This is a genomic window from Modestobacter sp. DSM 44400 (genome assembly GCF_900107175.1).
Lineage (GTDB): Bacteria > Actinomycetota > Actinomycetes > Mycobacteriales > Geodermatophilaceae > Modestobacter.
Genome location: NZ_FNOZ01000007.1, coordinates 59,905 through 81,987, shown reverse-complemented (window position 1 = coordinate 81,987; position 22,083 = coordinate 59,905). Strand labels below are relative to the sequence as shown.

Annotated in this window: 25 protein-coding genes, 1 pseudogene and 1 riboswitch; of the genes and pseudogenes, 16 read left to right on the top strand and 10 right to left on the bottom strand. The window is 73.4% G+C overall.

The window, feature by feature from the left end:
- Nucleotides 1-13 precede the first annotated feature (13 nt).
- Both BLW04_RS06980 and BLW04_RS06975 read right to left on the bottom strand, forming a co-directional pair.
- Nucleotides 14-865, bottom strand: a complete 852-nt coding sequence (locus BLW04_RS06980) for an HDOD domain-containing protein (RefSeq protein ID WP_091538051.1) — start codon at nucleotides 863-865, stop codon at nucleotides 14-16.
- Nucleotides 862-2,940 carry a putative bifunctional diguanylate cyclase/phosphodiesterase gene (locus BLW04_RS06975; RefSeq protein ID WP_254781143.1) on the bottom strand — a complete coding sequence of 693 codons (2,079 nt, stop codon included), beginning with the start codon at nucleotides 2,938-2,940 and terminating at the stop codon, nucleotides 862-864. Before BLW04_RS06975 ends, BLW04_RS06980 begins: the two co-directional genes overlap by 4 nt.
- 279 nt (nucleotides 2,941-3,219) lie before the next feature.
- Here BLW04_RS06975 and BLW04_RS06970 point away from each other — a divergent pair, with 279 nt between their 5' ends.
- A complete protein-coding gene (locus BLW04_RS06970; protein ID WP_091538050.1) occupies nucleotides 3,220-4,395 on the top strand; it encodes an acyl-CoA dehydrogenase family protein in 1,176 nt (391 codons plus the stop codon).
- Nucleotides 4,396-4,402: 7 nt separating this feature from the next.
- Nucleotides 4,403-5,539 carry an acyl-CoA dehydrogenase family protein gene (locus tag BLW04_RS06965; protein WP_091538049.1) on the top strand — a complete coding sequence of 379 codons (1,137 nt, stop codon included), beginning with the start codon at nucleotides 4,403-4,405 and terminating at the stop codon, nucleotides 5,537-5,539.
- A 99-nt stretch (nucleotides 5,540-5,638) separates the two neighbouring features.
- On the opposite strand, the gene BLW04_RS06960 is transcribed toward BLW04_RS06965, so the two are convergent.
- Nucleotides 5,639-5,986, bottom strand: coding sequence for a hypothetical protein (locus tag BLW04_RS06960; protein WP_091538048.1), 348 nt, complete (start codon nucleotides 5,984-5,986; stop codon nucleotides 5,639-5,641).
- A 174-nt stretch (nucleotides 5,987-6,160) separates the two neighbouring features.
- Between BLW04_RS06960 and BLW04_RS06955 the strand changes: the two genes are divergently transcribed.
- Nucleotides 6,161-7,270 (top strand): LLM class flavin-dependent oxidoreductase, encoded by a 1,110-nt coding sequence (locus BLW04_RS06955; RefSeq protein ID WP_091538047.1) that lies wholly within the window; start codon nucleotides 6,161-6,163, stop codon nucleotides 7,268-7,270.
- Between the two features lie 52 nt (nucleotides 7,271-7,322).
- A complete protein-coding gene (locus BLW04_RS06950) occupies nucleotides 7,323-7,940 on the top strand; it encodes an FMN reductase (RefSeq protein WP_091538046.1) in 618 nt (205 codons plus the stop codon).
- Between the two features lie 5 nt (nucleotides 7,941-7,945).
- Here BLW04_RS06950 and BLW04_RS06945 read toward each other — a convergent pair whose 3' ends face one another.
- Nucleotides 7,946-8,425 carry a VOC family protein gene (locus BLW04_RS06945; protein ID WP_091538045.1) on the bottom strand — a complete coding sequence of 160 codons (480 nt, stop codon included), beginning with the start codon at nucleotides 8,423-8,425 and terminating at the stop codon, nucleotides 7,946-7,948.
- Between the two features lie 168 nt (nucleotides 8,426-8,593).
- Here BLW04_RS06945 and BLW04_RS06940 point away from each other — a divergent pair, with 168 nt between their 5' ends.
- From BLW04_RS06940 to BLW04_RS06910, 7 genes are read left to right on the top strand one after another with little or no spacing between them, the layout of a single operon-like run.
- Complete coding sequence (locus BLW04_RS06940; protein ID WP_091538044.1) at nucleotides 8,594-9,478, top strand: alpha/beta fold hydrolase; 885 nt, start codon at nucleotides 8,594-8,596, stop codon at nucleotides 9,476-9,478.
- Nucleotides 9,479-9,538: 60 nt separating this feature from the next.
- The gene (locus tag BLW04_RS06935; protein WP_175483929.1) at nucleotides 9,539-9,976 is read left to right on the top strand and encodes a cupredoxin domain-containing protein; all 438 of its coding nucleotides are present in this window, start codon (nucleotides 9,539-9,541) and stop codon (nucleotides 9,974-9,976) included.
- Nucleotides 9,977-9,979: 3 nt separating this feature from the next.
- Nucleotides 9,980-10,405 carry a hypothetical protein gene (locus BLW04_RS06930; RefSeq protein WP_091538042.1) on the top strand — a complete coding sequence of 142 codons (426 nt, stop codon included), beginning with the start codon at nucleotides 9,980-9,982 and terminating at the stop codon, nucleotides 10,403-10,405.
- A 7-nt stretch (nucleotides 10,406-10,412) separates the two neighbouring features.
- Entirely contained in the window at nucleotides 10,413-10,961 is a 549-nt protein-coding gene (locus BLW04_RS06925; protein ID WP_254781142.1) for a sigma-70 family RNA polymerase sigma factor, read from the top strand.
- Nucleotides 10,958-11,653 carry an anti-sigma factor family protein gene (locus BLW04_RS06920; protein WP_091538041.1) on the top strand — a complete coding sequence of 232 codons (696 nt, stop codon included), beginning with the start codon at nucleotides 10,958-10,960 and terminating at the stop codon, nucleotides 11,651-11,653. Before BLW04_RS06925 ends, BLW04_RS06920 begins: the two co-directional genes overlap by 4 nt.
- Nucleotides 11,654-11,694: 41 nt before the next feature.
- On the top strand, nucleotides 11,695-12,585 hold the full coding sequence (locus tag BLW04_RS06915; RefSeq protein ID WP_091538040.1) for a maleylpyruvate isomerase family mycothiol-dependent enzyme: 891 nt from the start codon (nucleotides 11,695-11,697) through the stop codon (nucleotides 12,583-12,585).
- 40 nt (nucleotides 12,586-12,625) lie between these two features.
- Nucleotides 12,626-13,009 carry a VOC family protein gene (locus BLW04_RS06910; RefSeq protein ID WP_091538039.1) on the top strand — a complete coding sequence of 128 codons (384 nt, stop codon included), beginning with the start codon at nucleotides 12,626-12,628 and terminating at the stop codon, nucleotides 13,007-13,009.
- 71 nt (nucleotides 13,010-13,080) lie between these two features.
- Here BLW04_RS06910 and mftD read toward each other — a convergent pair whose 3' ends face one another.
- From mftD to BLW04_RS06885, 5 genes are all read right to left on the bottom strand, one after another.
- Complete coding sequence (gene mftD / locus BLW04_RS06905) at nucleotides 13,081-14,310, bottom strand: pre-mycofactocin synthase MftD (RefSeq protein WP_091538038.1); 1,230 nt, start codon at nucleotides 14,308-14,310, stop codon at nucleotides 13,081-13,083.
- Nucleotides 14,311-14,433: 123 nt separating this feature from the next.
- Nucleotides 14,434-15,033 (bottom strand): YceI family protein, encoded by a 600-nt coding sequence (locus tag BLW04_RS06900; protein ID WP_091538037.1) that lies wholly within the window; start codon nucleotides 15,031-15,033, stop codon nucleotides 14,434-14,436.
- Nucleotides 15,034-15,135: 102 nt separating this feature from the next.
- A complete protein-coding gene (locus BLW04_RS06895) occupies nucleotides 15,136-16,044 on the bottom strand; it encodes an aggregation-promoting factor C-terminal-like domain-containing protein (RefSeq protein ID WP_254781141.1) in 909 nt (302 codons plus the stop codon).
- Between the two features lie 259 nt (nucleotides 16,045-16,303).
- A riboswitch (cyclic di-AMP (ydaO/yuaA leader) is annotated at nucleotides 16,304-16,461 on the bottom strand.
- 168 nt (nucleotides 16,462-16,629) lie between these two features.
- A complete protein-coding gene (locus tag BLW04_RS06890) occupies nucleotides 16,630-17,277 on the bottom strand; it encodes a class I SAM-dependent methyltransferase (RefSeq protein ID WP_091538036.1) in 648 nt (215 codons plus the stop codon).
- A 42-nt stretch (nucleotides 17,278-17,319) separates the two neighbouring features.
- Nucleotides 17,320-17,937 carry a universal stress protein gene (locus tag BLW04_RS06885; protein WP_254781140.1) on the bottom strand — a complete coding sequence of 206 codons (618 nt, stop codon included), beginning with the start codon at nucleotides 17,935-17,937 and terminating at the stop codon, nucleotides 17,320-17,322.
- A gap of 67 nt (nucleotides 17,938-18,004) precedes the next feature.
- Here BLW04_RS06885 and BLW04_RS06880 point away from each other — a divergent pair, with 67 nt between their 5' ends.
- The 3 genes from BLW04_RS06880 (at nucleotide 18,005) to BLW04_RS06870 (ending at nucleotide 20,689) form a co-directional block, all read left to right on the top strand.
- Nucleotides 18,005-19,309 carry an MFS transporter gene (locus BLW04_RS06880; protein WP_217630883.1) on the top strand — a complete coding sequence of 435 codons (1,305 nt, stop codon included), beginning with the start codon at nucleotides 18,005-18,007 and terminating at the stop codon, nucleotides 19,307-19,309.
- Between the two features lie 76 nt (nucleotides 19,310-19,385).
- Entirely contained in the window at nucleotides 19,386-19,778 is a 393-nt protein-coding gene (locus tag BLW04_RS06875) for a cupin domain-containing protein (protein WP_091538035.1), read from the top strand.
- Nucleotides 19,779-19,780: 2 nt separating this feature from the next.
- The gene (locus tag BLW04_RS06870) at nucleotides 19,781-20,689 is read left to right on the top strand and encodes a Dyp-type peroxidase (protein ID WP_091538034.1); all 909 of its coding nucleotides are present in this window, start codon (nucleotides 19,781-19,783) and stop codon (nucleotides 20,687-20,689) included.
- A gap of 13 nt (nucleotides 20,690-20,702) precedes the next feature.
- Here BLW04_RS06870 and BLW04_RS06865 read toward each other — a convergent pair whose 3' ends face one another.
- Nucleotides 20,703-20,996 (bottom strand): hypothetical protein, encoded by a 294-nt coding sequence (locus tag BLW04_RS06865; protein ID WP_091538033.1) that lies wholly within the window; start codon nucleotides 20,994-20,996, stop codon nucleotides 20,703-20,705.
- 98 nt (nucleotides 20,997-21,094) lie between these two features.
- Between BLW04_RS06865 and BLW04_RS06860 the strand changes: the two genes are divergently transcribed.
- Both BLW04_RS06860 and BLW04_RS28170 read left to right on the top strand, forming a co-directional pair.
- Complete coding sequence (locus BLW04_RS06860) at nucleotides 21,095-21,553, top strand: nucleotidyltransferase domain-containing protein (RefSeq protein ID WP_091538032.1); 459 nt, start codon at nucleotides 21,095-21,097, stop codon at nucleotides 21,551-21,553.
- Nucleotides 21,550-21,942 (top strand): annotated as a pseudogene (locus BLW04_RS28170) (antibiotic biosynthesis monooxygenase); the annotation flags it as partial. The gene BLW04_RS06860 and the pseudogene BLW04_RS28170, both read left to right, overlap by 4 nt.
- Between the last annotated feature and the right edge of the window lie 141 nt (nucleotides 21,943-22,083).

The following is a 22,083-nucleotide window of genomic DNA, read 5'->3' as shown; positions in this document are numbered from 1 at the left end:
CCGCACTGGCAGCTCAGCCGAGCAGCGCGCGGCGCAGTTCCTCGGCGTCGGTTCGTACGGTCTCCAGCAGCGGCGTCAGGTCCCGCTCGGCGAGCTGGCCGCCGGACAGCACCGACATCGGCACCGGCTCATGGCCCTCGGTGCACAGCCGCGCCGCGACCTCGAACGACGCCCGCAGCAGGGCGCCGTCGACCGCGGCGAAGTCCTCCACGTGCCGGGGCGGCAGCACCATGCTGGCCGGGAAGCCCCACTCCTCCAGCGCCACCGAGGTCAGCCGCAGGGCGCTGATGCCGTAGCGCTGGACCTCGGCGGCCCGCCGGGCGGCGCCCGACGCCGTGCCGGCGGTGAGTTCGGCGTAGCCGTCGGTGTCGTTGTGGTGCAGTAGCGCGACCCCGAGCTGGGCGAGCAGTCCCAGGCACAGCGCGTCCTGCGGCCGCTCGCCGAACTTCGGGGCCAGCGTCGCCGCGGACAGCGCCACCGTGGTGCTGACCTCCCAGAAGTCCTCGGGCAGCCGGAACTCGTCGTGCAGGTCGGTGAGCGCCACGGTGGCCATGGTCCGCACGGTGGTGAAGCCGACGACGGTCACCGCCAACTGCAGGGACGTCACCCGCCCGCGCATGCCGAAGTATGCGGAGTTCGCCAGCTTCATCACCCGGCCGGCGAGCGGAACGTCCAGGGAAAGGATCCGGGACAGCTCCTTCGCGCTGGCCGAGTCGGCGTTGGCCGCCGACACCACCTGGGCGGCGACGGGCCGCTGGGCGGCCATCGTGTCGATGCCGGCCAGCACCCGCTCGATGTCGAACACCGGGACGGCGGCGAGGGTCGGCGACACGTCGGTTGCAGCTCCGGCGGAGGCGGCGGTCATTGGACGGTGCCCACACGGTCGGCGAACCACGCGGTCGTGATCGCGCCGCTCATCGGTTGCGCGAGTCGGAAGCCCTGCAGGTAGGTGGCGCCCAGCCGGACCAGCTCGGCCGCCTGCTCGGCGGTCTCCACGCCCTCGGCCACGGTGTGCAGCCCCAGGCTCCCGGCCAGCGCGATGACCGCCGTGGCGATCTCCGCGTGCCCGTCGGCCAGCTCGGCGACGAAGGACCGGTCCACCTTCAGGCAGGTGACCGGCAGGTGCCGCAGGTAGGCCAGCGAGGAGTAGCCGGTGCCGAAGTCGTCGATCGCCAGCTCCACGCCCAGGTCGCGCAGCTGCAGGAGCACGGCGCGGGCCGAGGCCGGGTCCTTCACCAGCGCGGACTCGGTGATCTCCACCGACAGCCGGCCGGGCGCCAGCCCGTGGCGCAGCAGCGCCGCCTGGACGTGCGCGCACAGGTGCTCGTCCAGCTGGAGGGCCGAGACGTTGACGTTGGCCCGAGCCGGTGCGGCGGCCCCGAGGAGCTGGTCCCACTCGGCCAGCTGCCGGCACGTCTCCTCCAGCACGGCCAGGCCGAGTGCTGAGACCAGCCCGTTGTCCTCCGCCAGCGGGACGAAGGTGGCCGGGCTGATCGCCCCGCGCTGCGGGTGCTCCCAGCGGGCCAGCGACTCGACCGCGACCGGCGTGCCGTCGGCGGTGCTGAAGATCGGCTGGTAGAGCAACGTGATGTCGCGCCGCTCGATCGCCTCACGGAGGTCGGCGACCAGCCGCAGCTTGTCCCGTGCCTGGGCCCGGGCCGCCTGGTCCAGGACGGTGATCCGCCCGCGCCCCCCGGCCTTGGCCTGGTACATCGCGATGTCGCAGTCGCGGATGAGCTCCTCGGCGCTGGCGTGCTCCTCGGTCTGCACGGTCACCCCGATGCTCGCCAGCGGACGGTGGTCGACGTCGCCGAACTGCACCGGCTGGCGCCGCGTCTCCCCGATCCGCTCGGCCATGGCGACCACGTCGTCCTGGTCGACGTCCTCGCAGACGACGACGAACTCGTCGCCGCCGAAGCGGGCGACCAGGTCACCGGGGCGGACGACCGTGCGCAGCCGGGCGGCGACCTCGACCAACAGCTCGTCACCGGCGGCGTGGCCCAGCGAGTCGTTTACGACCTTGAAGTTGTCCAGGTCCAGGAAGATGCACGCCAGCCCGGTGCTGCCCGGGGCGAACCGCTCGCCGACGTATTCCGCGAGCAACGTGCGGTTGGGCAGCGCGGTCAGCGGATCGTGGTTGGCCTGGTGGGCGAGCCGTGCCTCGAAGGCCAGCCGCTCGGTGATGTCCTCGATGGTCCCGACGAAGCCCGCGCCCACACCCGGGGTGAACAGGTGCGCGAAGCGGATGACCGTCGTCCGGACGGCGCCGTCCTCGCGGACGAGCCGGGCCTGCGCCTCGGCCTCGCCGCCCTGCAGGACGGCGGCGGCCTGCTCGATCACCTCGTCCAGGTCGTCGGGGTGCACGGCGGCCAGCCAGCTGGTGCCCAGCAGCTGCTCGGCCTGCCGGCCGACCAGGCCGCAGAACGCGTCGTTCACGTGCGCCAGTCGCATGCCCTGCTCGGACAGCAGCGTGGGCACCGGGGAGCGCTCGGTCAGCGTGGCGAAGCGACGCTCGTGTGCGTCGGCGGTGGCGCGCAGGGCGCGTTCCCGCTCGGAAGCCGTGGCCGCCAGCCGCAGGGTCCACAGCCCCCGGCCCGGTGACGGGGTGGCAGCCACCAGCGCGTCCACCAGAGCGCCGCTGGCGGTCCGCATCGGCAGGGTCATCTGGACCGAGCGCTCGCGACGCAACAGGAGCTTGAACTCCCCGCCGCTCAGCGAGGGCAGCAGCTCACCCATGGTGAGGGACTGCAGGTCCTCCAGCGCGTAGCCCAGCAGCTGGACGGCCTTGTCGTTGGACCAGCGGACCCGGGGCTCGCCCCGCTCGACCTGGACGGCAAGCACGGCCATCGCCTCGCTCATCGCCACCCCGTGGAAGACCGCGGTGACGATCTCCGCGGCGGGCAGCGGTTGCCCGAGCGGCGCGACCGACGTCGCCGTCAACGCCCACCTCCGTCCCCCTCCCCCGATCGGCTCGTTCCAACCTGCACCGTCCACATCGGGCACGGTGCCCCGGACTGAACCGGGGATTCCCGAAGTCCCCCCAACGGGGGCGGGGCGCGACACCTGCGGGGGCACCCGGTCCCGCCCGTGACGGTGCGTGACCGGAACTGGTATCCAACCGGGGAACGGCCGCCCTGGAGTTACTGGCGCGTACGGGGTGTGGGATCGTCCCGGGGACGACGTCGAGACGGCAGAGCAGCCGTCGGAAGTGGGGGTTCCATGCGGTTGCACCTGTCACCCGAGGACCAGGCCTTCCGGGAGGAGATGCGCACCTTCTTCACCACCCAGGTGCCGCAGTCCATCCGGGACCGGGTCGCGGCGCGCCGCGAACTGTCCAAGGACCAGTTGGTGGAGAGCCAGCGGGCGCTCAACGCCGCCGGCCTGGCCGTGCCGCACTGGCCGGTCGAGTGGGGCGGCCGAGGCTGGACGCCGCTGCAGCGCCACATCTGGCACGAGGAGATGATGGCCGCGGCCGTGCCGCCGCCGCTGGCGTTCAACACCTCCATGGTGGGCCCGGTCATCGCCTCCTTCGGCAACCAGGAGCAGAAGGAGCGGTTCCTGCCGGCCACGGCGAACCTCGACATCTGGTGGTGCCAGGGCTTCTCCGAGCCCGACGCCGGCTCCGACCTCGCCTCGCTGCGCACCACCGCCGTCCGCGACGGGGACACCTACGTCGTCAACGGCCAGAAGACCTGGACGACGCTCGGTCAGCACGCCGACTGGATCTTCTGCCTGGTGCGGACCAACCCCACGGCGGACAAACGGCAGCGCGGCATCTCGTTCCTGCTCTTCCCGATGGACAGCCCCGGGGTCACCCTGCGGCCCATCGAGCTGATCGACGGCGGCCACGAGGTCAACGAGGTCTTCTTCGAAGACGTCGTCGTCCCGGCGGAGAACCTGGTCGGTGAGGAGAACCGCGGCTGGGACTACGCGAAGTTCCTGCTCGGCAACGAGCGGGTCGGCGTCGCCCCGGTCGCGATGATCAAGCGGTTGCTGGCCCAGGCCAAAGAGCACGCCCGGCAGGTCACCGCCGGCGGCGCGCCGCTGGCGCTGGACCCGTTGATGGCAGCCCGCATCGCCGAGCTGGAGAACGAGGTGCTGGCCCTGGAGCTCACCGCGATCCGGGTGGTGGCCAACTCCGCCGACGGCAAGCCGCACCCGGCGTCCTCGGTGCTCAAGCTGCGCGGCACCGAGCTGCAGCAGGCGGCCACCGAGCTGCTGGTCGACATCGCCGGACCGTTGTCGCTGGCGTCCTTCGCCGGCGAGGGCTCTGAGGTGCCCGACTGGGCGCGGGTGGCCACCCCGAACTACCTGAACTACCGCAAGGCTTCCATCTACGGCGGCTCGAACGAAGTGCAGCGGACCATCATCGCCGGTTCGATCCTGGGGTTGTGAGGTAGGCGTGGAGTACAGCTACGACAACGAGCAGGTCGCCCTGCGGGAGGCCGTCAACGGCCTGCTGACCCGCGCCTACGGCGGCGACCAGCGGCGCGCGGTCACCGCCGCCGACCCGGGCTTCGACGAGAAGACCTGGGCCCGACTGGCCGAGATGGGCGTCCTCGGGCTGCCCTTCGCCGAGGCCGACGGCGGCATGGGCGCCGGACCGGTGGAGGTGTCCATCGTCGCCGAGGAGGTCGGCCGGGCGCTGGCACCGGAACCGTTCGTCGAGTCGGTGGTGCTCACCGGCGGCCTGGTGGCCGCCGTCGGCACCGCGGCGCAACGCAGCGAGGTCCTCGGCCCGCTGGCCGAGGGGTCCAGCGTGCTGGCGTTCGCCCACGCCGAACCGGGCACCCGGTGGAGTGCCGCAGCCCGCGACGTGCAGGCCACCCCGGCCGGTGACGGCTGGACGCTCACCGGGGTCAAGGAGCCAGTGCCACACGGTGCCCGCGCCGACCTCCTGGTGGTCAGCGCGGTCGCCGACGGCGCCACCCGGCTGTTCCTCGTGCGCGGTGACGCCGAGGGCCTCACCCGGCTCGGGTACCGCACCCACGACGGCAGCCGGGCGGCCAAGGTGGCCTTCGCCGGTACCCCCGCCGCGCTGCTCGGCGAGGGGAACGCCGATCGCACCGGAGCGATCGAGGAGGCCCTCGCCCGCGCCAGCATCGCCTACAGCCACGAGGCGGTCGGCGCGATGGAGGCGGCACTGGCCAGCACCACGGAGTACCTGAAGACCCGTAAGCAGTTCGGGGTGACGCTGAACAAGTTCCAGGCGCTCACCTTCCGGGCGGCCGACATGTACGTCTCGCTGGAGCTGGCCCGCAGCACCGTCCTGTGGGCCACCTTGGTCGCCGACGCCGCCGACGGGGACGTGGTCACCGCCGCCGACCGGGCCCGGCTGCAATCCAGCCGCGCCGGCCGGCACATCGGCAAGGAGGCCATCCAGCTGCACGGCGGCATCGGGATGACCGCCGAGTACAAGGTCGGCCACTACACCAGCCGGCTGACCGCGATCGACCACCAGCTCGGGACCGGTGACTGGGCGCTCTCCCGCCTGGCCGCCGGCGTGGACGGGTACCAGACGGTCGACCCGCTGGTCTGAGAAAGGACCTGCTCCCCGAGCCCTTCGCAGGCTCAGAGCATGCCAGGAGCAGGCCGCACGCCGGCGCCCCTCCCCTCTGCTGAGCGGAGGGGCGCCGCGTCAGCGCCCGCGATCGCCGCGACGGTCGGCCGGACCACTCCCGCTGCCGGAGGTCGGAGCCAGCCACCCCCACAGGTCGGACAGGTGCACGTGGGGATCCGGTGGTGGCCGGCGCTGCGTACGGTCCCGGTGGTGCCCGCCGGGGGTGGCCGTCGGTGGGGACTCGCTGCAGCGCGTGTGCGCCACGTACTGCGGCACGCTCACCGCACCGAGGCGTCGGCCCGCGGCGATGACGGTGTGCTGAGCCTCCCACTGGGCCATCAGCTTCTCGGCCTCGGAGAACAGGACCGGTTCGACCGCCGGCTGGCGCTTCCGGTCCGCTGGTCCACCAGGTGCGGGAGCGGTCATGGCTCCTCCTTCGAACGACAGTACGACCATGGTGGTCCCGGCCCTCCCGCGATGGCAAGGCCTCTGTGCGGGGATCCCCCGCCGGAGCCGGTGCGGGGCCGCCGCTCGGAATACCAGCGGGTCGGTGCTGTTCCACCGAGCAGTAGTTGCACTCTCAACCACCAGGAGCACGAGATGCAGTTCGGGATCTTCTCCGTCGGCGACGTCACCCCTGACCCGACGACCGGTCGCACGCCTTCCGAGGCCGAGCGGATCAAGGCGATGATCGCGATCGCGCTCAAGGCCGAGGAAGTGGGGCTGGACGTCTTCGCGATGGGCGAGCACCACAACCCGCCGTTCGTGCCCTCCTCCCCCACGACCATTCTGGGGTACATCGCCGCCAAGACCGAGTCGCTGCTGCTGTCGACGGCCACGACGCTGATCACCACCAACGACCCGGTGAAGATCGCCGAGGACTACGCCATGCTGCAGCACGTCTCCGACGGGCGCGTCGACCTGATGATGGGCCGTGGCAACACCGGCCCCGTCTACCCGTGGTTCGGCAAGGACATCCGCGACGGGATCAACCTGGCCGTGGAGAACTACGCGCTGCTGCGCCGGCTGTGGCGTGAGGACGTCGTCGACTGGGAGGGGAAGTACCGCACCCCGCTGCAGGGCTTCACCGCCACCCCCCGCCCGCTGGACGGCGTCCCGCCCTTCGTGTGGCACGGCTCGATCCGCAGCCCGCAGATCGCCGAACAGGCGGCCTACTACGGCGACGGATTCTTCTCCAACCACATCTTCTGGCCCAAGGAGCACACCCAGCGGATGGTGGAGTTCTACCGCCAGCGCTTCGAGCACCACGGCCACGGTGCCGCCGATCAGGCGATCGTCGGCCTGGGTGGCCAGGTGTTCATGCGAAAGAGCAGCCAGGACGCCGTCCGGGAGTTCCGGCCCTACTTCGACGTCGCCCCGGTGTACGGCCACGGCCCGTCGTTGGAGGAGTTCACCCGGGAGACCCCGCTGACCGTCGGCAGCCCCGAGCAGGTCATCGAGCGCACCCTCGGCTTCCGCGACTACGTCGGGGACTACCAGCGGCAGCTGTTCCTCGTCGACCACGCCGGTCTGCCGTTGAAGACGGTCCTCGAGCAGCTGGACATGCTGGGCGAGGAGGTCGTCCCCGTCCTCCGCAAGGAGTTCGCCGCTCTGAAGCCCGCACACGTACCTGAGGCCCCGACGCATGCCTCGCTGGTCGAGGCGGCCCGGCAGGCGGCGGAGACGACCGAGGAGGTGCCGACCCGATGATGCGCTCGACAGCACGGCGTAGCCGTTCCGCTCCTGCACCGGAGGTGGGTCGATGAGCACCCGCACCCTGGCCGTGGTGAGCGGCGGGCTGAGCAACCCGTCGTCCACCCGGCTGCTCGCCGACCGGCTGACCGCGGCCACCGTCGAGGCGCTGCGCGCCCGCGGGGACGACGCCACCGTCGAGGTTGTCGAGCTGCGGGCGCACGCCCGTGACCTGGCGGACAACCTGGTCACCGGGTTCCCGAACGGGTCGCTGCGGGCCGCCGTGGACACGGTTGTCGGCGCAGACGGCCTGATCGCGGTCACGCCGATCTTCTCCGCTTCCTACAGCGGCCTGTTCAAGACGTTCTTCGACGTGCTGGACAAGGACGCGCTGGTCGGGAAGCCGGTGCTGCTCGGCGCGACGGCCGGGACGGCGCGGCACTCGCTGGCCGTGGAGTTCGCGATGCGGCCGCTGTTCGCCTACCTGCGCTTGATCGCCGTCCCCACCGGGGTGTTCGCCGCGGCCGAGGACTGGGCCGGCGGCGGTACGGACAGGGCGCTTGCCGGCCGGATCGACCGGGCGGCCGGGGAGCTCGCCGACCTGGTCACCGGCCGGCCGGCCACCGCCCGGCCGAGCGACCCGTTCGCCGACACGCCGTCGTTCGAGGAACTGCTCAAGGGCAGCTGACCCCCTCAGGCCGGAACGCTGTCCGCGGCCCGCTCGAGATCGGCGACGACGATCTTGCGCATCTGCATCATCGCCTGCATCACCCGCTGGGCCCGGCCCGGGTCAGGGTCGCCGAGCAGCTCGGGGAGGCGCGCGGGTACGACCTGCCAGGAGACGCCGAACTTGTCCTTGAGCCAGCCGCAGGGGCCCTCCTCACCGCCCTTGGACAGTGCGGTCCAGTAGTGGTCGACCTCCTCCTGGTCGGCGCAGGCGATCTGGAAGCTGATCGCCTCGCTGAAGGTGTAGTCCGGCCCGCCGTTCAGCCCGGCGTAGGGCTGCCCGTCCAGTGACCATTCCACCGTCAGCGCGCTGCCCTCCGGAAAGGGCATGTCCGGCCCGTAGCGGGACACCGACGTGATCTGCGAGTGGGGGAAGATCGCGACGTAGTGCTCGGCTGCCTGCTCGGCGGTGCCGTCGAACCACAGGAAGGGCGTCGTCTTGGGCATCTGGTGCTCCTCTCGGTCCGGGTCCGGCCCGGCTGCAGGAGAGGACCCTCCCACCGACGGGAACTCATCGCGACCCTTTCCGCGCGCCGTCCGGGGTGCCGGTGGCGGGACGGCGCGACCGCCCGGGAGAAGATCGCCGGAACGCACCGACCTGCCAGGAGGGCGACGATGACCGCGCCGGCCAGCACCCCCGACGCCCCGGGGTGGTTCCAGCGCGCGCTGGAGGACCGGCCCGTCCACGGCGAGGTCACCGTCGACGGCGCCCCGGTGCACTACCGGGTGTGGGGCGACGAGAGCGCGCCGGGTGTGGTCCTGGTGCACGGCGGGGCGGCGAACTCGGGCTGGTGGACCCACGTCGCGCCGCAGCTGCCCGGCCGCCGGGTGGTGGCCCTGGACCTGTCCGGGCACGGCGACAGCGGCCGGCGCGAAGTCTACGACGGCCACCTGTGGGCCCGCGAGGTCGTGGCGGTCGCCGCCGCCGAGCAGCTCGACCGCCCCGCGGTCATCGGTCACAGCATGGGCGGCTGGGTGGCGGTGGCCGTCGGCGTCGACGCTCCGGAGGCGGTGTCCGGCATCGCCGTCATCGACTCCCCGCTCAACGACACCGCGCCGGACGAGGCGCGGCTGCGTGAGCGGCGCCGTCCGCACCGGGTGTACCCCTCGGTCGAGGAGGCGGTGGCACGGTTCCGCACCCTGCCTGCGCAGGACGTGCTCCTCCCCTACGTCCGCGAGCACGTGGCGCGCGACTCGCTGCGCACGGTCGAGGGCGGCTGGACCTGGAAGTTCGACCCGGAGTTCTTCGGCAACCGGCTGCTGCTGCGCAACCTGCTGCCCCAGCTCGCGCGCCCGATCACCCTGTTCCGCTGCGAGCACGGCCTGGTCAGCGCCGACATGGCCGCCGAGATGAGCCGGCTGGTGCCCGGCGGTCTGCCGGTCGCCGAGCTGGCCGACGCCGGTCACCACCCGATGCTCGACCAGCCGCTGGCGCTGGTCGCGGCCCTGCGCACCCTGCTGGCCGTCTGGCCGGCGGGAGGAACCTCCCCGGTGCGGTGAACCGGCGCGCCCGGATGTCCGTAGTCCCAAGAGGAAGCCCACCCACTCCTGGAGGTCCTCGTGCGCACCTTGTCCCGCACCCGGCTGGCCGCCGGGCTCAGCGCCGGCGTCCTGGCGCTGACCCTGTCCGCCTGCGGCAGCGACCCCGCTACCGATGCCGGCTCCTCGACCGCCGGCGACACCAGTCCCGCCACCTCCAGCAGCTCCTCCGACGCCACGGGCACCACCGTGACCGCGGAGGAGGCGGACTTCTCCATCACCCTGTCCGAGAGCACCCTTCCCGCCGGCACGTACACGTTCGAGGTGACGAACACCGGCGATGCCACCCACTCGCTGACCATCGAGGGCCCCGGCGGGATCGACATGACCTCCGACACCGTGCAGGGCGGAGAGTCCACGACCATGACCGTCACCCTGCAGCCCGGTGAGTACGAGGTGTACTGCCCCATCGGCAACCACCGGGCCATGGGCATGGACACCACCCTGACGGTGAGCTGAGCCGTGACCGGCCTCGGAACGGCGCTGCGCTGGGCCGGCGCGGTCCTGCTGGCGGGGATCGCTGTGGTGCACGGCCGTCTGTGGCTGGACGGCTACCGGACGATCGAGGTCATCGGCCCGCTGTTCGCGCTGGACACCGTTCTCGCCGCGCTGCTCGCGGGCGCGCTCGTCGTGGTGTCCCGCCGGCTGCTCCCGCTGGTCGCGCTGGCCGGCGCCGCCCTGGCCGCCGGCACCGCGGCGGGCCTGCTGTTCAGCACACAGGTCGCGCTTTTCGGGTTCTCGGAGTCGCTGAGCGCCCGGCACGCCGTCCTGTCGCTGGTGCTCGAGGTCGCGGCCACCGTCGTCCTCCTGGCGTTGGCGGCGACCTCGGTCCGGCAGCGGTCGGCGGAAACGGCGGCCGCACAGGCGGCGACGCGGACCTCCCGATGATGAGCCGGTGGGCGGCACACTGCAGGCCGAGCTCCGGGAAGGCGGCATGAGCGGTCGGGACGAGGCGCTGGTGCGGGCGCTGTACTCCGAGCACGCGGCTGCCCTGTGGGCCTTCGTCGTCCCGCTGGTGGGAGGCGACCAGGTCCGCGCCCAGGACGTGGTGCAGGAGACCATGCTGCGCGCCTGGCGCTCGCCCGACGTGCTCGACTCGGTGCGCGCGTCGGTCCGCCCCTGGCTGTTCACCGTGGCCCGGCGCATCGTCGTCGACGAGTGGCGGCGGCACCGCACCGACCGCGACGTCCCGCTGGACACCGGGCCGGAGACCGGTGAGGACGACCGGACCGACGCCGTGCTGGACACCTGGATCGTCGGCGAGGCGCTCAGCCGGCTCAGCCCCGACCACCGGGCGGTGCTCGAGCAGTGCTACTACCAGGGCCGGACGACGGCCGACGCCGCCGCGGTGCTCGGCATCCCGGCGGGCACCGTGAAGTCCCGGGCGCACTACGCGCTGCGGGCGCTGCGCCTGGCGCTGCAGGAGATGGGGGTGACCGCATGACCGGGCCGGACCGGTTCGAGCACTACGATGCGGCCTACGTCCTGGGCGCGCTGAGCCGGGAGGACCGGATCGCCTTCGAGACGCATCTGCCGACCTGCCCGCGCTGCTCGGCCGCCGTGGCCGAGCTCGCCGTGCTGCCCGGGCTGCTCGCCCGGCTGCCCGGGCTGCCCGCACCGGCGGACACCCCGCAGCAGCTCCCGGAGACCGTGTTGCCCGGCATTCTGGCGACCGTCCGTCGCGCACGATCCCGTCGCCGCGTGTGGGGCGCGGCGGCGGGGGTGACTGCGGCCGCCGTGCTGGTCACCGGGACGGCGGTGGTCACCGACCAGATACGCCCCGACTCGGCCACGTCCCCGGCCGTGGTGGGCGAGTCCGTGCCGCTGACCGTGGTCGGCGACGCGCCGGTGGATGCCGAGCTGCGGCTGGAGGGGGCGGCCTGGGGCACCCGGATCACCATGACCTGCCGCTACGACGGTCCGGCGGCCACCGGGCCCTACGACACCGGGATCACGTATCACCTGGTCGTGGTGTCGCAGGACGACAGCATCCAGAGCGTGGCCTCGTGGCAGGTGCTGCCCGGCCGGGATGCCCGCGTGGCCGGCAGCACCGACCTGACGTCGGACGAGATCGCCGAGGTCCAGCTCCGGGACGACGCCGGCACGGTGCTGCTGGAGGGCGCGCCGTCCCGCTGAGCTGGATGCCTGCTCCTGCCCGCCCGGGGTAGGGGCTGTCGATGAGCCGATACCGGGGCATGACCGACGCCGGGCGCGACGAGGTCGGGCGGATGGTCCTCGCCGCCTGGGACTCCTTCTGCGGGCAGGCGGCGGTCGTCGACCTGAGCCGGCCGACCCGGCTGCCGGGCTGGCGGGCGCAGGAGGTCTGCGTGCACCTGGGGGTCTGGCCCGAGCACGCGGCGCTCGCCGATCTCGTCGCCTCCGCCCGCGCCGGTGGCACCGGCACCCCGCCGGACGTCGACGCGGTCAACGCCCGGGTCACCGAGGCCCACCGCGACGCCTCCCGCGACGAGGTGCTGGCGGCCCTGCTCCGCAACCGGGACGCCACGGCGCGCTACCTGGCCGACGAGCCGCCCGAGCTGGACGCCGCCCCGACGGTCTCGACCATCGGGCGGCTGCCGATGCTCAGCGTCGTCCTCGGGCAGGCCTACGAGCTCGCCGTGCACGGCCTGGACCTGGCCGCCATCGATGCGCCCGCCGTGCCCGGCGAGGTGCTGCAGTCCGGGCTCGCCGCGCTGGCCGACGTGACCGGCGCGCTGGCCGCGGCGTCCGGGATCACCGGCGGCGCCACCCTGCTCACCCCCGCCGGCGGGTGGACGTTCGCCGCCGACGCCGACGGGTGGACCGTCGACCGGGTCGGCCCGGGCCGGGCCCGCGGCACCGTGGTCGAGGCACCCGCGGGCCTGCTGCTGCAGGCAGCGTCGGGCCGGGTCAACCCGGTGGCGGCGGTCGCCCAGCGGCGACTGAAAGTGCACGAACTGGCCGGGTTGTTGAAGCTGGCGCCGATCGTCAGCGCCGCCCCGGGCATCCCCGGCGGCCCGATCCTGCAGCTGGCGGCGCGCACGCTCGGCGGCGCGGGCGGCCTGCTCGGCCGACTGTTCCACGGCTGAGCCCACCCCGCTGCCGCCGGCGCGGCGGCAAGATGCCGGGATGGACGTGCTGAGCAGCCGGGTGCTCCTGCGGACCGCCCACCCCGTTCGCAGCCAGGCGTTCTACCGCGACCGGCTCGGTCTGGCGGTGTACCGGGAGTTCGGCCCGCCCGGGCACCCGGGGGTGGTGTTCTTCCTGGGCAACGGCCTGCTCGAGGTCACCGGCTCCGCCGACGCGGCGCCTCGCGGTCTGGTCCTGTGGCTGCAGGTCCGCGATGTGGCCGCCGAGCACGAACGGCTGCGCGCCGCCGGGGTGCCGGTCACCCGCGGGCCGCAGCGCGAGCCGTGGGGGCTGATGGAGATGTGGATCGAGGACCCCGACGGGGTGGCGATCGTGCTGGTGGAGGTGCCGGCCGACCACCCGCTGCGCCGCGACCAGCGCTGAATCGGCTCGGGGACGGCCGCGGAGACGCCGTCCGCTGCGGGCGCCCCTGCGGTCAGGTCCGGGGCCGTCGGTCAGGCCGTGGCGCCCTTGCCCGCGGAGCGTGCGACGGTGGGTGCGTCGGCGCCCTTTTCCCCCAGGTGCCGCTCGAAGGACGGCGGGATCACCAGGTCGCCCGGGTTCAGCTGTTCGATCGAGCTGTGGCCCAGGCCGATCAGTGCCGAGCCGAGCCCGTCGCGCATCAGGTCCAGCACGTTCTCCACCCCGGCCTGGCCGTTGGCGGCCAGGCCCCACAGGTACGCGCGGCCGATCATCACGGCCTTGGCGCCGAGGGCGAGCGCCTTGGCCACGTCGCCGCCGCGGCGGATGCCGCCGTCCAGCAGCACCTCGATCTGGTCGCCGACGGCCTCGGCGACCGCGGGCAGCGCGCGGATGCTGGCCGGGGTGCCGTCGAGGTTGTTGCCGCCGTGGTTGGACACCGAGATGGCGGTGCACCCGGCGTCGACGGCACGCTTCGCGTCGTCCACCCGCATGACGCCCTTGAGCATGAACTCCCCGCCCCACTGCTCGCGCAGCCAGGCGACGTCGTCCCAGGAGGGCATCGGCGAGGCGTTCCACATGCCGTAGGCGCCGAAGAAGGTGGGCGCCTGCTCACCGGGGTCGGCCACCATGTTCGGCACGGTGAGGTCCGGGATCTTCCCGGTCCGGGCGAAGTCGAGCAGCCAGCGCGGCTTGAGGAGCACCTGCGGTGCGTAGCGGCGGGCCGCCTCGAAGTTGATCTTCTCGGGAATGAACGGGCTGCCCCAGTCCCGGCCGTAGGAGAACGACCAGTCCAGCGTGGCGATCAGGCCGACCGCGCCGGCGCGGCGGGCCCGCTCCATCCGGGCGGTCATCGCGTCCCGGTCGCCGACCCAGTACATCTGGAAGAAGGTCTGCGGGTTGGCGGCCACGACGTCCTCGATCGGCTTGCTGGCGAAGGAGGACAGGCCCATGGCCACTCCGCGCGCAGCCGCGGCGCGGGCGACGGCGACCTCCCCGCCCGGGTGCACGGCCTGCACGCCGGTCGGGCTGATCAGCACCGGCATCGACACCTGCTGGCCCAGAACCGTGGTGGCCAACTGCCGCTCGTTGCTCAGGCCCGCGGTGTGCGGGGCGAAGCCCAGCTCGGCGAAGGCGGCGGTGTTGTCGTCCACGGTCAGACCGCGCTCGGACCCGGCCACCAGGGCGCCGTAGACGCCCTTTGGCAGCCTGCGCTTCGCCCGCCGCTGGGCCTCGGCCACCGACTCGAACCACGCATTCGCCATCCGGCACACTCCCGCTCTCGAGCAGCGCCGGGTGGTCCGGCGGCGTCCTGCTGTGGCACTGAGTGCCACCCTAGTGTGGCGCAGATCTCGGACGGTCCCCGTCGGGCCGACGGCGCGGAATGCTCAGGCGTCGCGGATGGCCGAGACGTCGAACTCGATCTGGATCTTGTCGCTGACGAGCACGCCGCCGGTCTCCAGCGCGGCGTTCCAGGTCAGCTCCCACTCGCTGCGCCGGAGCGCGAGCGCGCCCTCGAAGCCGACCCGCAGGTTGCCGAAGGGGTCCAGCGCGGAGCCGGTGAGGGTGAAGCCGACGGCCACCTGTTGCGTCGCGCCACGGATCGTGAGGTTCCCGGTCACCCGGTACACGTCGTCCTCCACCTGTTCCACGCCGGTGGAGGTGAAGACGATCTCGGGGTACGTCGCGACGTCGAAGAAGTCCGCGGACCGCAGGTGGGCGTCCCGGTCGGCGTTGCCGGTGTCGATGCTGGCCGCGTCGATGCGCAGGCTCACCCGGCTGGCCGAGGGCTGGGCGGCGTTCAGGTGCGCCGCCCCGGTGAACGCCGTGAACGCCCCGCGCACCGTGGTGACCATGGCGTGCCGGGCCCGGACGCCGATGCGAGTGTGCGCGACGTCCACCGTGTAGTCGCCGGTGACGTCGGGAAGCGCACTGGTCGCCGCGTCGAAGTCGCTGGCCCCGCCCTCGCGTGCCCGGTGCTTGCCCACGGTCAGTGCTCCCTCAGCCGGTGGTCCACGAGTCCATGGTGGCCGACGGGCGCACCCGGTGGAGCAGACGGGTCCCCCTGAGCAGCTCCGCGGAGCCGGGACTCAGTACCAGCCGGTGGACTTCGAGTGCGACCAGGCGCCGCACGGGGAGCCGTACCGGCTGTCGATGTAGATCAGCCCGGCGTCGATCTGCCGGTACCCGTCGGAGGTCTTGGCGATCCCGGTGCCGGCCCAGGTCGAGTCCAGGAACTGTGGGATGCCGTAGGCGGTGCTCCCGCGGTCCTGCGCCGTGGGGTTCCAGCCGCTCTCCTTGCCCCACAGGCTCTCCAGGCAACTGAACTCGCTGGTGTCGCCACCGAGCTGGGCGAGCGCGTAGTCCTGGAACGACCCGGACGACCCGGACGACCCGGACGACCCGGACGACGCAGCGGGCCCGGCTGCGGCCGGCGCGGACGCCGGCGCCTCGGACCGGGTGGCCGCCTTCGCGGCCGCCGCCTCCCTCTCGGCCGCGGCCGCGGCCGCGGCCTGCGCTTCGGCGGCGGCCTGGGCCTCCGCCTCCGCCTTGGCTGCGGCGTCAGCGGCGGCGTCCGCGGCGGCCTGGGCCTCCGCCTCGGCCTTCTGCTGGGCCTCGACCGCGGCCTGGTCAGCGGCGGCCTGGGCCTGCGTGGCGGCATCCTGGGCGGCCTCGCGCTGGCTGCGGGTGGCGGCGAGCTCACCGAGTCGGTCGGTCAACTGTTCGTCGACGATCGCGTCGGTCGACTGCGCGCTGAGGTCCAGCCGCGAGGCGACGGTGGTGGGCTGCTGGGCGGCGGTGTCCGCCGAGGCGGCCGGCTCACCGGCGTTCAGCACGTTGAGCAGGATGGCGCCCGCGGCGGCCGCGGCGAGCAGCATCGCCGGACGCTGCACCCCGGACGGCGGACGGCGGCGGCGCCGGGCGGCCGGGGCCTCGTCGACGGACTGCTGGTCGAGCAGTTCGGTCGGCTCAGTGAGCAGGTCGGTGCGGTGGTCCATGAAGTGATGTGCTCCGGGAGAGAGGGCGCCAGGGTCCGGCCGCGCTCGAAGGTGAGGCGGCACAGGGCGGGGCGTACGGGCTGACGGGGCCGGTCCGGCTCGCGGCGTCTCCTCGGCCTGCGCAGCGCTGATGCTGCGGGCGGGAGGGCCTCCGGCGCGGACGGCGCCCTGGTCAGGTGTGCAGCGGGGCGGAGCGGTCTCCGCGCCGGCGGCTGCGAGGTGGTGCGGCGGTGGCTTGGCGCGCCATGCGGCGGCTCTCCGTTCTTCCAACGGCCGCCTACCGAGTTAGCTGACGGATTCGGGCAGGAAGACGCCCTACCTGCTCCCGAGCGGTGCTCGCGGGCAGGATTCACCCCAGTGCTGCGGTGGGTCCCCGGCTCGCTGCGCGGTGGCGCAGCGACTCGGCGGCACCCGGCGCGGGCTCCCCGGATGGGGATGTGACGTCCGGCCGGACTCAGCCAACGTAGATGCCGTTACCGGGACGTGACAATCCTCTGACCGACATTTCGTCGTGATGTGCCCCGCGTTGCCTTCGGTGCACGGGTGTGGAACGGCCCCGAGGCGGTACAGCGTCGGGCTGGGACGTCAGGGCATCCGCCAGACCGTGGTGCGCCGCGGTTGCGCCTCATCGACGTCCGAGACGTCATAGGTCGCCACCGCGACCAGGCCCTCCCCGGGCAGGTACTTGCGGCCCGGGTCGCCCAGCAGGACGGTCGCCCCGCGGGTCCACGCCGTCCACAGGAACGGCAGCACCCGGCTGGTCATGTCGCGGTCGTAGCAGACGTCGCCGGCCACGACGACGTCCACGTCGGGCGGGTCGCCGTCGAGCACGTCGCCGACGACCGCGACCCCCGACACCCCGTTCACCTCGGCGTTGACCCGGATCGCGGTGTGCGAGCAGGGGTCGACGTCACTGGCCAGCACCGAGGTCGCGCCGGCCAGCCGCGCGGCCACCGCGACCAGGCCGCTGCCCGACCCCAGGTCCAGCACCCGGCGGCCGGCCACCGTCGCCGGGGAGTCGAGCAGGTACCGGGCCAGCGCCTGCCCACCGGGCCAGGCAGCCGCCCAGAACGGCGGGGCGTCTCCCGCGCCGACGCCCTCGGTCTCCATCGCCTCCCACAGCGCCACCACGTCGTCGGCCACGTGCAGCTGGACCTCCGGCACCAGCGGCGGGCAGGTCAGCCGGGTGTGGGCGACGAGGAAGGACGCCGGGACGTCGGGGAGGCACGGCACCGGCCCAGTCTGCCCGCCCGGCCGGGAGGTCAGTCCTCTCGCTCAGTGCTTGCGTGCGGTCCGGACGACGGTCACCGGGCACGGCGAGTGGTGCACGACCTGGTCGGTCACCGAGCCGAGCAGCAGGCCGCTGAAGCCGCCCCGGCCGCGGGAGCCGACGACGACCAGCTCGGCGCCCCTCCCGGCCTCGATCAGCGCCCGCACCGGCGCGGCGTGCACCGCGTGGCAGATGACCGAAGCGGCCCGGTCGGGGCCCAGCGCCGCGGCCACGTCCGACCGCAGGTCGTCGAGGACGGCCTGCTCGTAGTCGGCCATCGGCGGGACGTAGCCCACCCGCCACGTCGGCGGCCGGGGGGCGGAGGTCATCCGCCAGGACCGCACCACGTGTAGCCGCCAGTCCGCGCGTTCGGCCAGCCGCGCCGCCCACACCAGTGCCTCGCTCGAACAGCTGGAGCCGTCGTGCCCGACGACGACACCGCCGCCGACCTCCGCCCGGATCGACACGTCACTGTCGTCCACGCCCTCATCGAGCGGGACCTGGCCGAGCTCGGCGGCGACCACCTCGGCGCGACCCGCCGGCCCGCCGGTGCCCGGCCCCGTCCGCCCCTCCGTTTCGCCCATCGCCGCGCCCGTCCCCTGGTCCGTTGCGCCGTCGCTCACGCTGCTCATCCTCTCCTGCCGGGCGGCGGACCGGGGAGTTCCGGCTCCACTGGTAGCTTCCGCGGCCGTGGCGGACGGGAACGACGGACGCCTCGGGGGCAGCTTCCTGCGCCTGTGGGCGGCGAGCACGACCTCGGCGCTGGGCAGCGGGCTCGCCGCGGTCGCCACTCCCCTCCTGGTGGCCACCCGCACCGACGACCCGCTGCTGGTGTCCGCGGCCACCGCGGTCGGCTGGTTGCCGTGGCTGCTGTTCGCCCTGCCCGGCGGCGTCCTGGTCGACCGGGTGGACCGCCGCCGGCTGATGCTGGCCATCGACTGGGCGCGCGTCGCCGCGCTCGTGGTGCTGGCCGCTGCCGTCGCGGCGGGGCGGGCCAGCACGGCGCTCCTGTTCATCGTGCTGTTCGTGGTGGCCACCGGCGAGGTGGTGTTCCGCTCGGCGAGCCAGGCGCTGGTCCCCGCCGTGGTGCCCGCCGTCCTGCTCGAGCGGGCGAACGGCTGGTTGTTCGGCGGCACGATGCTGATGCAGCAGATGGTCGCCGGGCCGCTGGGCGGCTTCCTGTTCGTCGTGGCGGCGAGCATCCCGTTCGCGGTGAACGCCGGCACCTACGCGGCCAGCGCCCTGCTGCTCACGCTGATCGGCGGGACCTACCGGGTGCCGGTCCGCGACGGGCGCACCGGCGTCCCCACCGCCGTCCCGGCAGCGGGGGGCGGCCCGTGGCTGCGGGCGCTGTGGGCCGACGTCGCCGAGGGCTTCCGGTGGCTGGCCGGCCAGCGGCTGTTGCGCACCATGGCGGTGTTGATCGGCCTGCTCAACGTGACACTGACGGCGGCGACCGCAGTGCTGGTGCTGCTGGCCCGCGACCGGCTGGGCCTGGGCTCGGTGGGCTACGGGCTGCTGTTCACCGCCATGGCGGTCGGCGGCCTGCTGGGCGCGGTCGCCGGAGACCGGGTCATCGCCGCGCTGTCAGCCACGTGGACCATCCGGATCGGCCTGATCATCGAGGCCGCCACCCACCTGGTGCTGGCCACCACGCGCAGCGCCGTCCTGGTGGGGGCGGTGTTCGTCGCCTTCGGGGTGCACGGCGCGCTGTGGGGCATCGTGGCCAGCTCGCTCCGCCAGCGGCTCACCCCGCCGGAGATGCTCGGGCGGGTGGGCAGCACCACTCTCTTCCTCGCCGCCGGCGGCAACTGCGTCGGCGCCCTGCTCGGCGGCGTGCTGGCCGGCGCGTTCGGGCTCACCGCCCCGTACTGGGTCGGCTTCGCAGTCGCGGTCGGGGTCGCGGCGACCACCTGGCGAGTGTTCGACCGGTCGACGGTGGCCGCGGCCTACGCAATGGGGGCGCCGGCGACCCCCGCATCATCCGGTGCGTGATCGACTCCGGACGCGGGTAGGCGGCGAGGGACTGAGCGCCGACCCCGTCGACGCAGACACGAGAGGGTGGACATCCGTGGAGCACTTCACGATCGCGACCGTCGCCGAGGAGAGCGCCGACTTCCGTCGGGTGCTCTGGACCGGCGAGCACACCCAGCTGGTCATCATGACCATCCCGCCGGGCGGTGAGATCGGCGAGGAGGTCCACGAGGACACCGATCAGATCCTCACCTTCGTCAGCGGCACCGGCCAGGCCGTCGTCGGGGGCCAGAAGAAGAACGTCGCCCAGGGCGATCTGGTCGTTGTCCCGGCCGGTAAGAAACACAACTTCCTCAACACGGGGGTCAACCCGCTGGTGCTCTACACGGTCTACGGGCCGCCCGAGCACGCCGACAAGGCCGTGCACGAGACCAAGGAGATCGCCGACGAGCTCGAGGAGTCGGGCAAGGACGAACCGCCGACGCAGTGACGATGACGCAGCCCGGCATCTTCGCCCTCGGCACCCCCGAGCACTGCTACCTGGAGCTGGACCTCGCACCCGGCGCCGGGGCCGAGCAGCTGGTGCGCGGCATCGCCGGGCTCACCGGCCCGCTGTCCTCCACCGGTGGGGTCAACCTGGTGGTGGGGTTCCGCCCTGAGCTGTGGGCCGAGGTCGCACCGGCGGACGCCCCGGCCGACGCGGCGAGCTGGACCGAGGACCTGGTCGGCGCCGGGCAGTACCGGATGCCGGCCACCCAGCACGACGCGTGGGTGTGGATAGCCGGCGGGAACCGGACGGCGGTGTTCGACAACGCCCGCGTGGTCCTCGCCGAGCTGGCCGGCACCGCCCGGGTCGGTGCCGAGGTGACCGGCTGGCTGTACCGGCACGACCGCGACCTGACCGGCTTCATCGACGGTACCGAGAACCCGTCGCTGCTCTCGGCCGCGCAGGTGGCCGCCGTTCCGGACGGCGAGCCCGGCGCCGGGGCGAGCATCGTGCTGTTCCAGGTCTGGCGGCACGACACCGCGACCTGGGAGTCGCTCGGGGAGCACGGGCAGGAACAGATGATGGGACGCACCAAGGCCGACAGCATCGAGCTGGACGACGACGAGATGCTGCCCAGCGCGCACGTCGCCCGCACCACCGTGGAGGTGGACGGCGAGGAGCGGCAGATCTTCCGGCGCAACGTCGCCTACGGCGGGGTCACCGACCACGGGACGGCGTTCGTCGGCTTCGCCCGCGACCAGTGGCGGATGGCCGAGATGCTGCGCCGGATGGCCGGCGCGACCGACGGCGTCCGTGACGGGCTGACCGGCTTCCTGACCCCGCTGACGGGTGCGTACTACACCTGCCCGTCGGTGGACGCCCTGGCGCGGTTCGCCCCGCCCGAGGAGGACTGAGCGGACGCGCGGGTCAGGCCGCGGAGCTCCGGCGGACCGCGGCGCCGTACCAGCTGGTCAGCAGGTGGCTGCGCACCGACGCCGGCAGCGCGCCCCAGCGGAGCAGCGCAGCCCGTGCCGGGAGGGTGCTCGCCGTGGCGAGCTCGGCCAGCTCACGGACGCGTTCGGGACGCGGGGTGAACGGGCCGCGCTCGGGCACACCGGCGGCGAGCTGGCTGTCGAGGGCCGCCGAGATGTCGGCCTGGTGCGTAGGGTCGAACCAGCGGGGGCTCCTCGGCGAGCCCTGCGAAAGGTCCTGACGGGTCACAGGCTGCTCATCGGCAGGCGCCGGGCGGGTCGGTACCTCTCGGGTCGGGATCTGCCTGTGCGGTACGTGGCCAGCGAGCGCGACTGGGCCCGATCGGCGTGACCGACGTCGTCCGGAAGGTCACCGGCCTGCCCGCGTCGTGGTGGTTGTCCGGCGGCTTCGCCATCGACCAGTTCCTCGGCTTCGACAGCCGGCCGCACGGTGACATCGACGTCACCGTCGTCCGCTCGGACTGCCCGGTGGTCTACGACGCCATCGCTGGGCGGCTGGAGGTCTGGATGGCCCGCGACGGGGACCACTCCCCCGCCGCGTCGATGGAGGTGGACGACACCGTGGACAGCCTCTGGGCCCGCGCGCCCGGTAGGGGTGCCTGGCTGCTGCAGGCGAACCTGGAGGACGTCGCCGGCGGCAACTGGACGTACCGGCGCGACCCCCGGGTCCGTCGACCCGTCCGGGGGGTGACCTGGCACTCCGGGCGCGTGCCCTGTGTCGCGCGAGGCGTTCAGCTGTTGTGGAAGGCCGCCGCGCCGGCGGGGGAGGGACAAGATCGACTATGACCATGTCGTCCCCCGACCGACGGCGGACGAGCGAGCCTGGCTCGGTTCGGCGGTGCGGTTGGCACACCCCGCCTCGCCGTGGGCATCGCGGGCTGAGCTGGCGCCGCGAGCAACATGCCCGCAGGGGCAAGCCGTCCACTTGTCCGGGGTACCCCCTACGCTCCCGCCGCGTGATCCTCGAACACGCGCTCCTGACCGTGCGGCCGGAACGGCAACCGGACTTCGAGGCGGCCTTCCATGAGGCCACCGGGCTGATCTCCGGGATGCCCGGCTTCCAGTCGCTGATCCTGTCGGCGTCCGCGGAGCAAGCGGACACCTACCTGCTGCTGGTCGCCTGGGACACCCTCGAGGACCACACCGTGGGTTTCCGCAGCTCGGTGGAGTACGAGCGCTGGCGGGCCCTGCTGCACTCCTTCTACGAGCCGTTCCCACCGTGCAGCACTTCTCCCCCCTCCTGTCCCTGCGGTCCTGAGCACCCTGACCCGCGCGGCCCAGCCGGCCCGTGCTGCGCGCGAGGCCTGACCGGCGCG

What these genes read in the sequence shown, in the direction of transcription:
- BLW04_RS06895 (WP_254781141.1), bottom strand. Translation starts at nt 16,044, where the DNA reads ATGGACCACCGCACCGACCTGCTCACTGAGCCGACCGAACTGCTCGAC.
- mftD (WP_091538038.1), bottom strand. Translation starts at nt 14,310, where the DNA reads ATGGCGAATGCGTGGTTCGAGTCGGTGGCCGAGGCCCAGCGGCGGGCG.
- BLW04_RS06870 (WP_091538034.1), top strand. Translation starts at nt 19,781, where the DNA reads ATGACGCAGCCCGGCATCTTCGCCCTCGGCACCCCCGAGCACTGCTAC.
- BLW04_RS06955 (WP_091538047.1), top strand. Translation starts at nt 6,161, where the DNA reads ATGCAGTTCGGGATCTTCTCCGTCGGCGACGTCACCCCTGACCCGACG.
- BLW04_RS06970 (WP_091538050.1), top strand. Translation starts at nt 3,220, where the DNA reads ATGCGGTTGCACCTGTCACCCGAGGACCAGGCCTTCCGGGAGGAGATG.
- BLW04_RS06915 (WP_091538040.1), top strand. Translation starts at nt 11,695, where the DNA reads ATGAGCCGATACCGGGGCATGACCGACGCCGGGCGCGACGAGGTCGGG.
- BLW04_RS06980 (WP_091538051.1), bottom strand. Translation starts at nt 865, where the DNA reads ATGACCGCCGCCTCCGCCGGAGCTGCAACCGACGTGTCGCCGACCCTC.
- BLW04_RS06940 (WP_091538044.1), top strand. Translation starts at nt 8,594, where the DNA reads ATGACCGCGCCGGCCAGCACCCCCGACGCCCCGGGGTGGTTCCAGCGC.
- BLW04_RS06950 (WP_091538046.1), top strand. Translation starts at nt 7,323, where the DNA reads ATGAGCACCCGCACCCTGGCCGTGGTGAGCGGCGGGCTGAGCAACCCG.
- BLW04_RS06945 (WP_091538045.1), bottom strand. Translation starts at nt 8,425, where the DNA reads ATGCCCAAGACGACGCCCTTCCTGTGGTTCGACGGCACCGCCGAGCAG.
- BLW04_RS06920 (WP_091538041.1), top strand. Translation starts at nt 10,958, where the DNA reads ATGACCGGGCCGGACCGGTTCGAGCACTACGATGCGGCCTACGTCCTG.
- BLW04_RS06910 (WP_091538039.1), top strand. Translation starts at nt 12,626, where the DNA reads ATGGACGTGCTGAGCAGCCGGGTGCTCCTGCGGACCGCCCACCCCGTT.
- BLW04_RS06960 (WP_091538048.1), bottom strand. Translation starts at nt 5,986, where the DNA reads ATGACCGCTCCCGCACCTGGTGGACCAGCGGACCGGAAGCGCCAGCCG.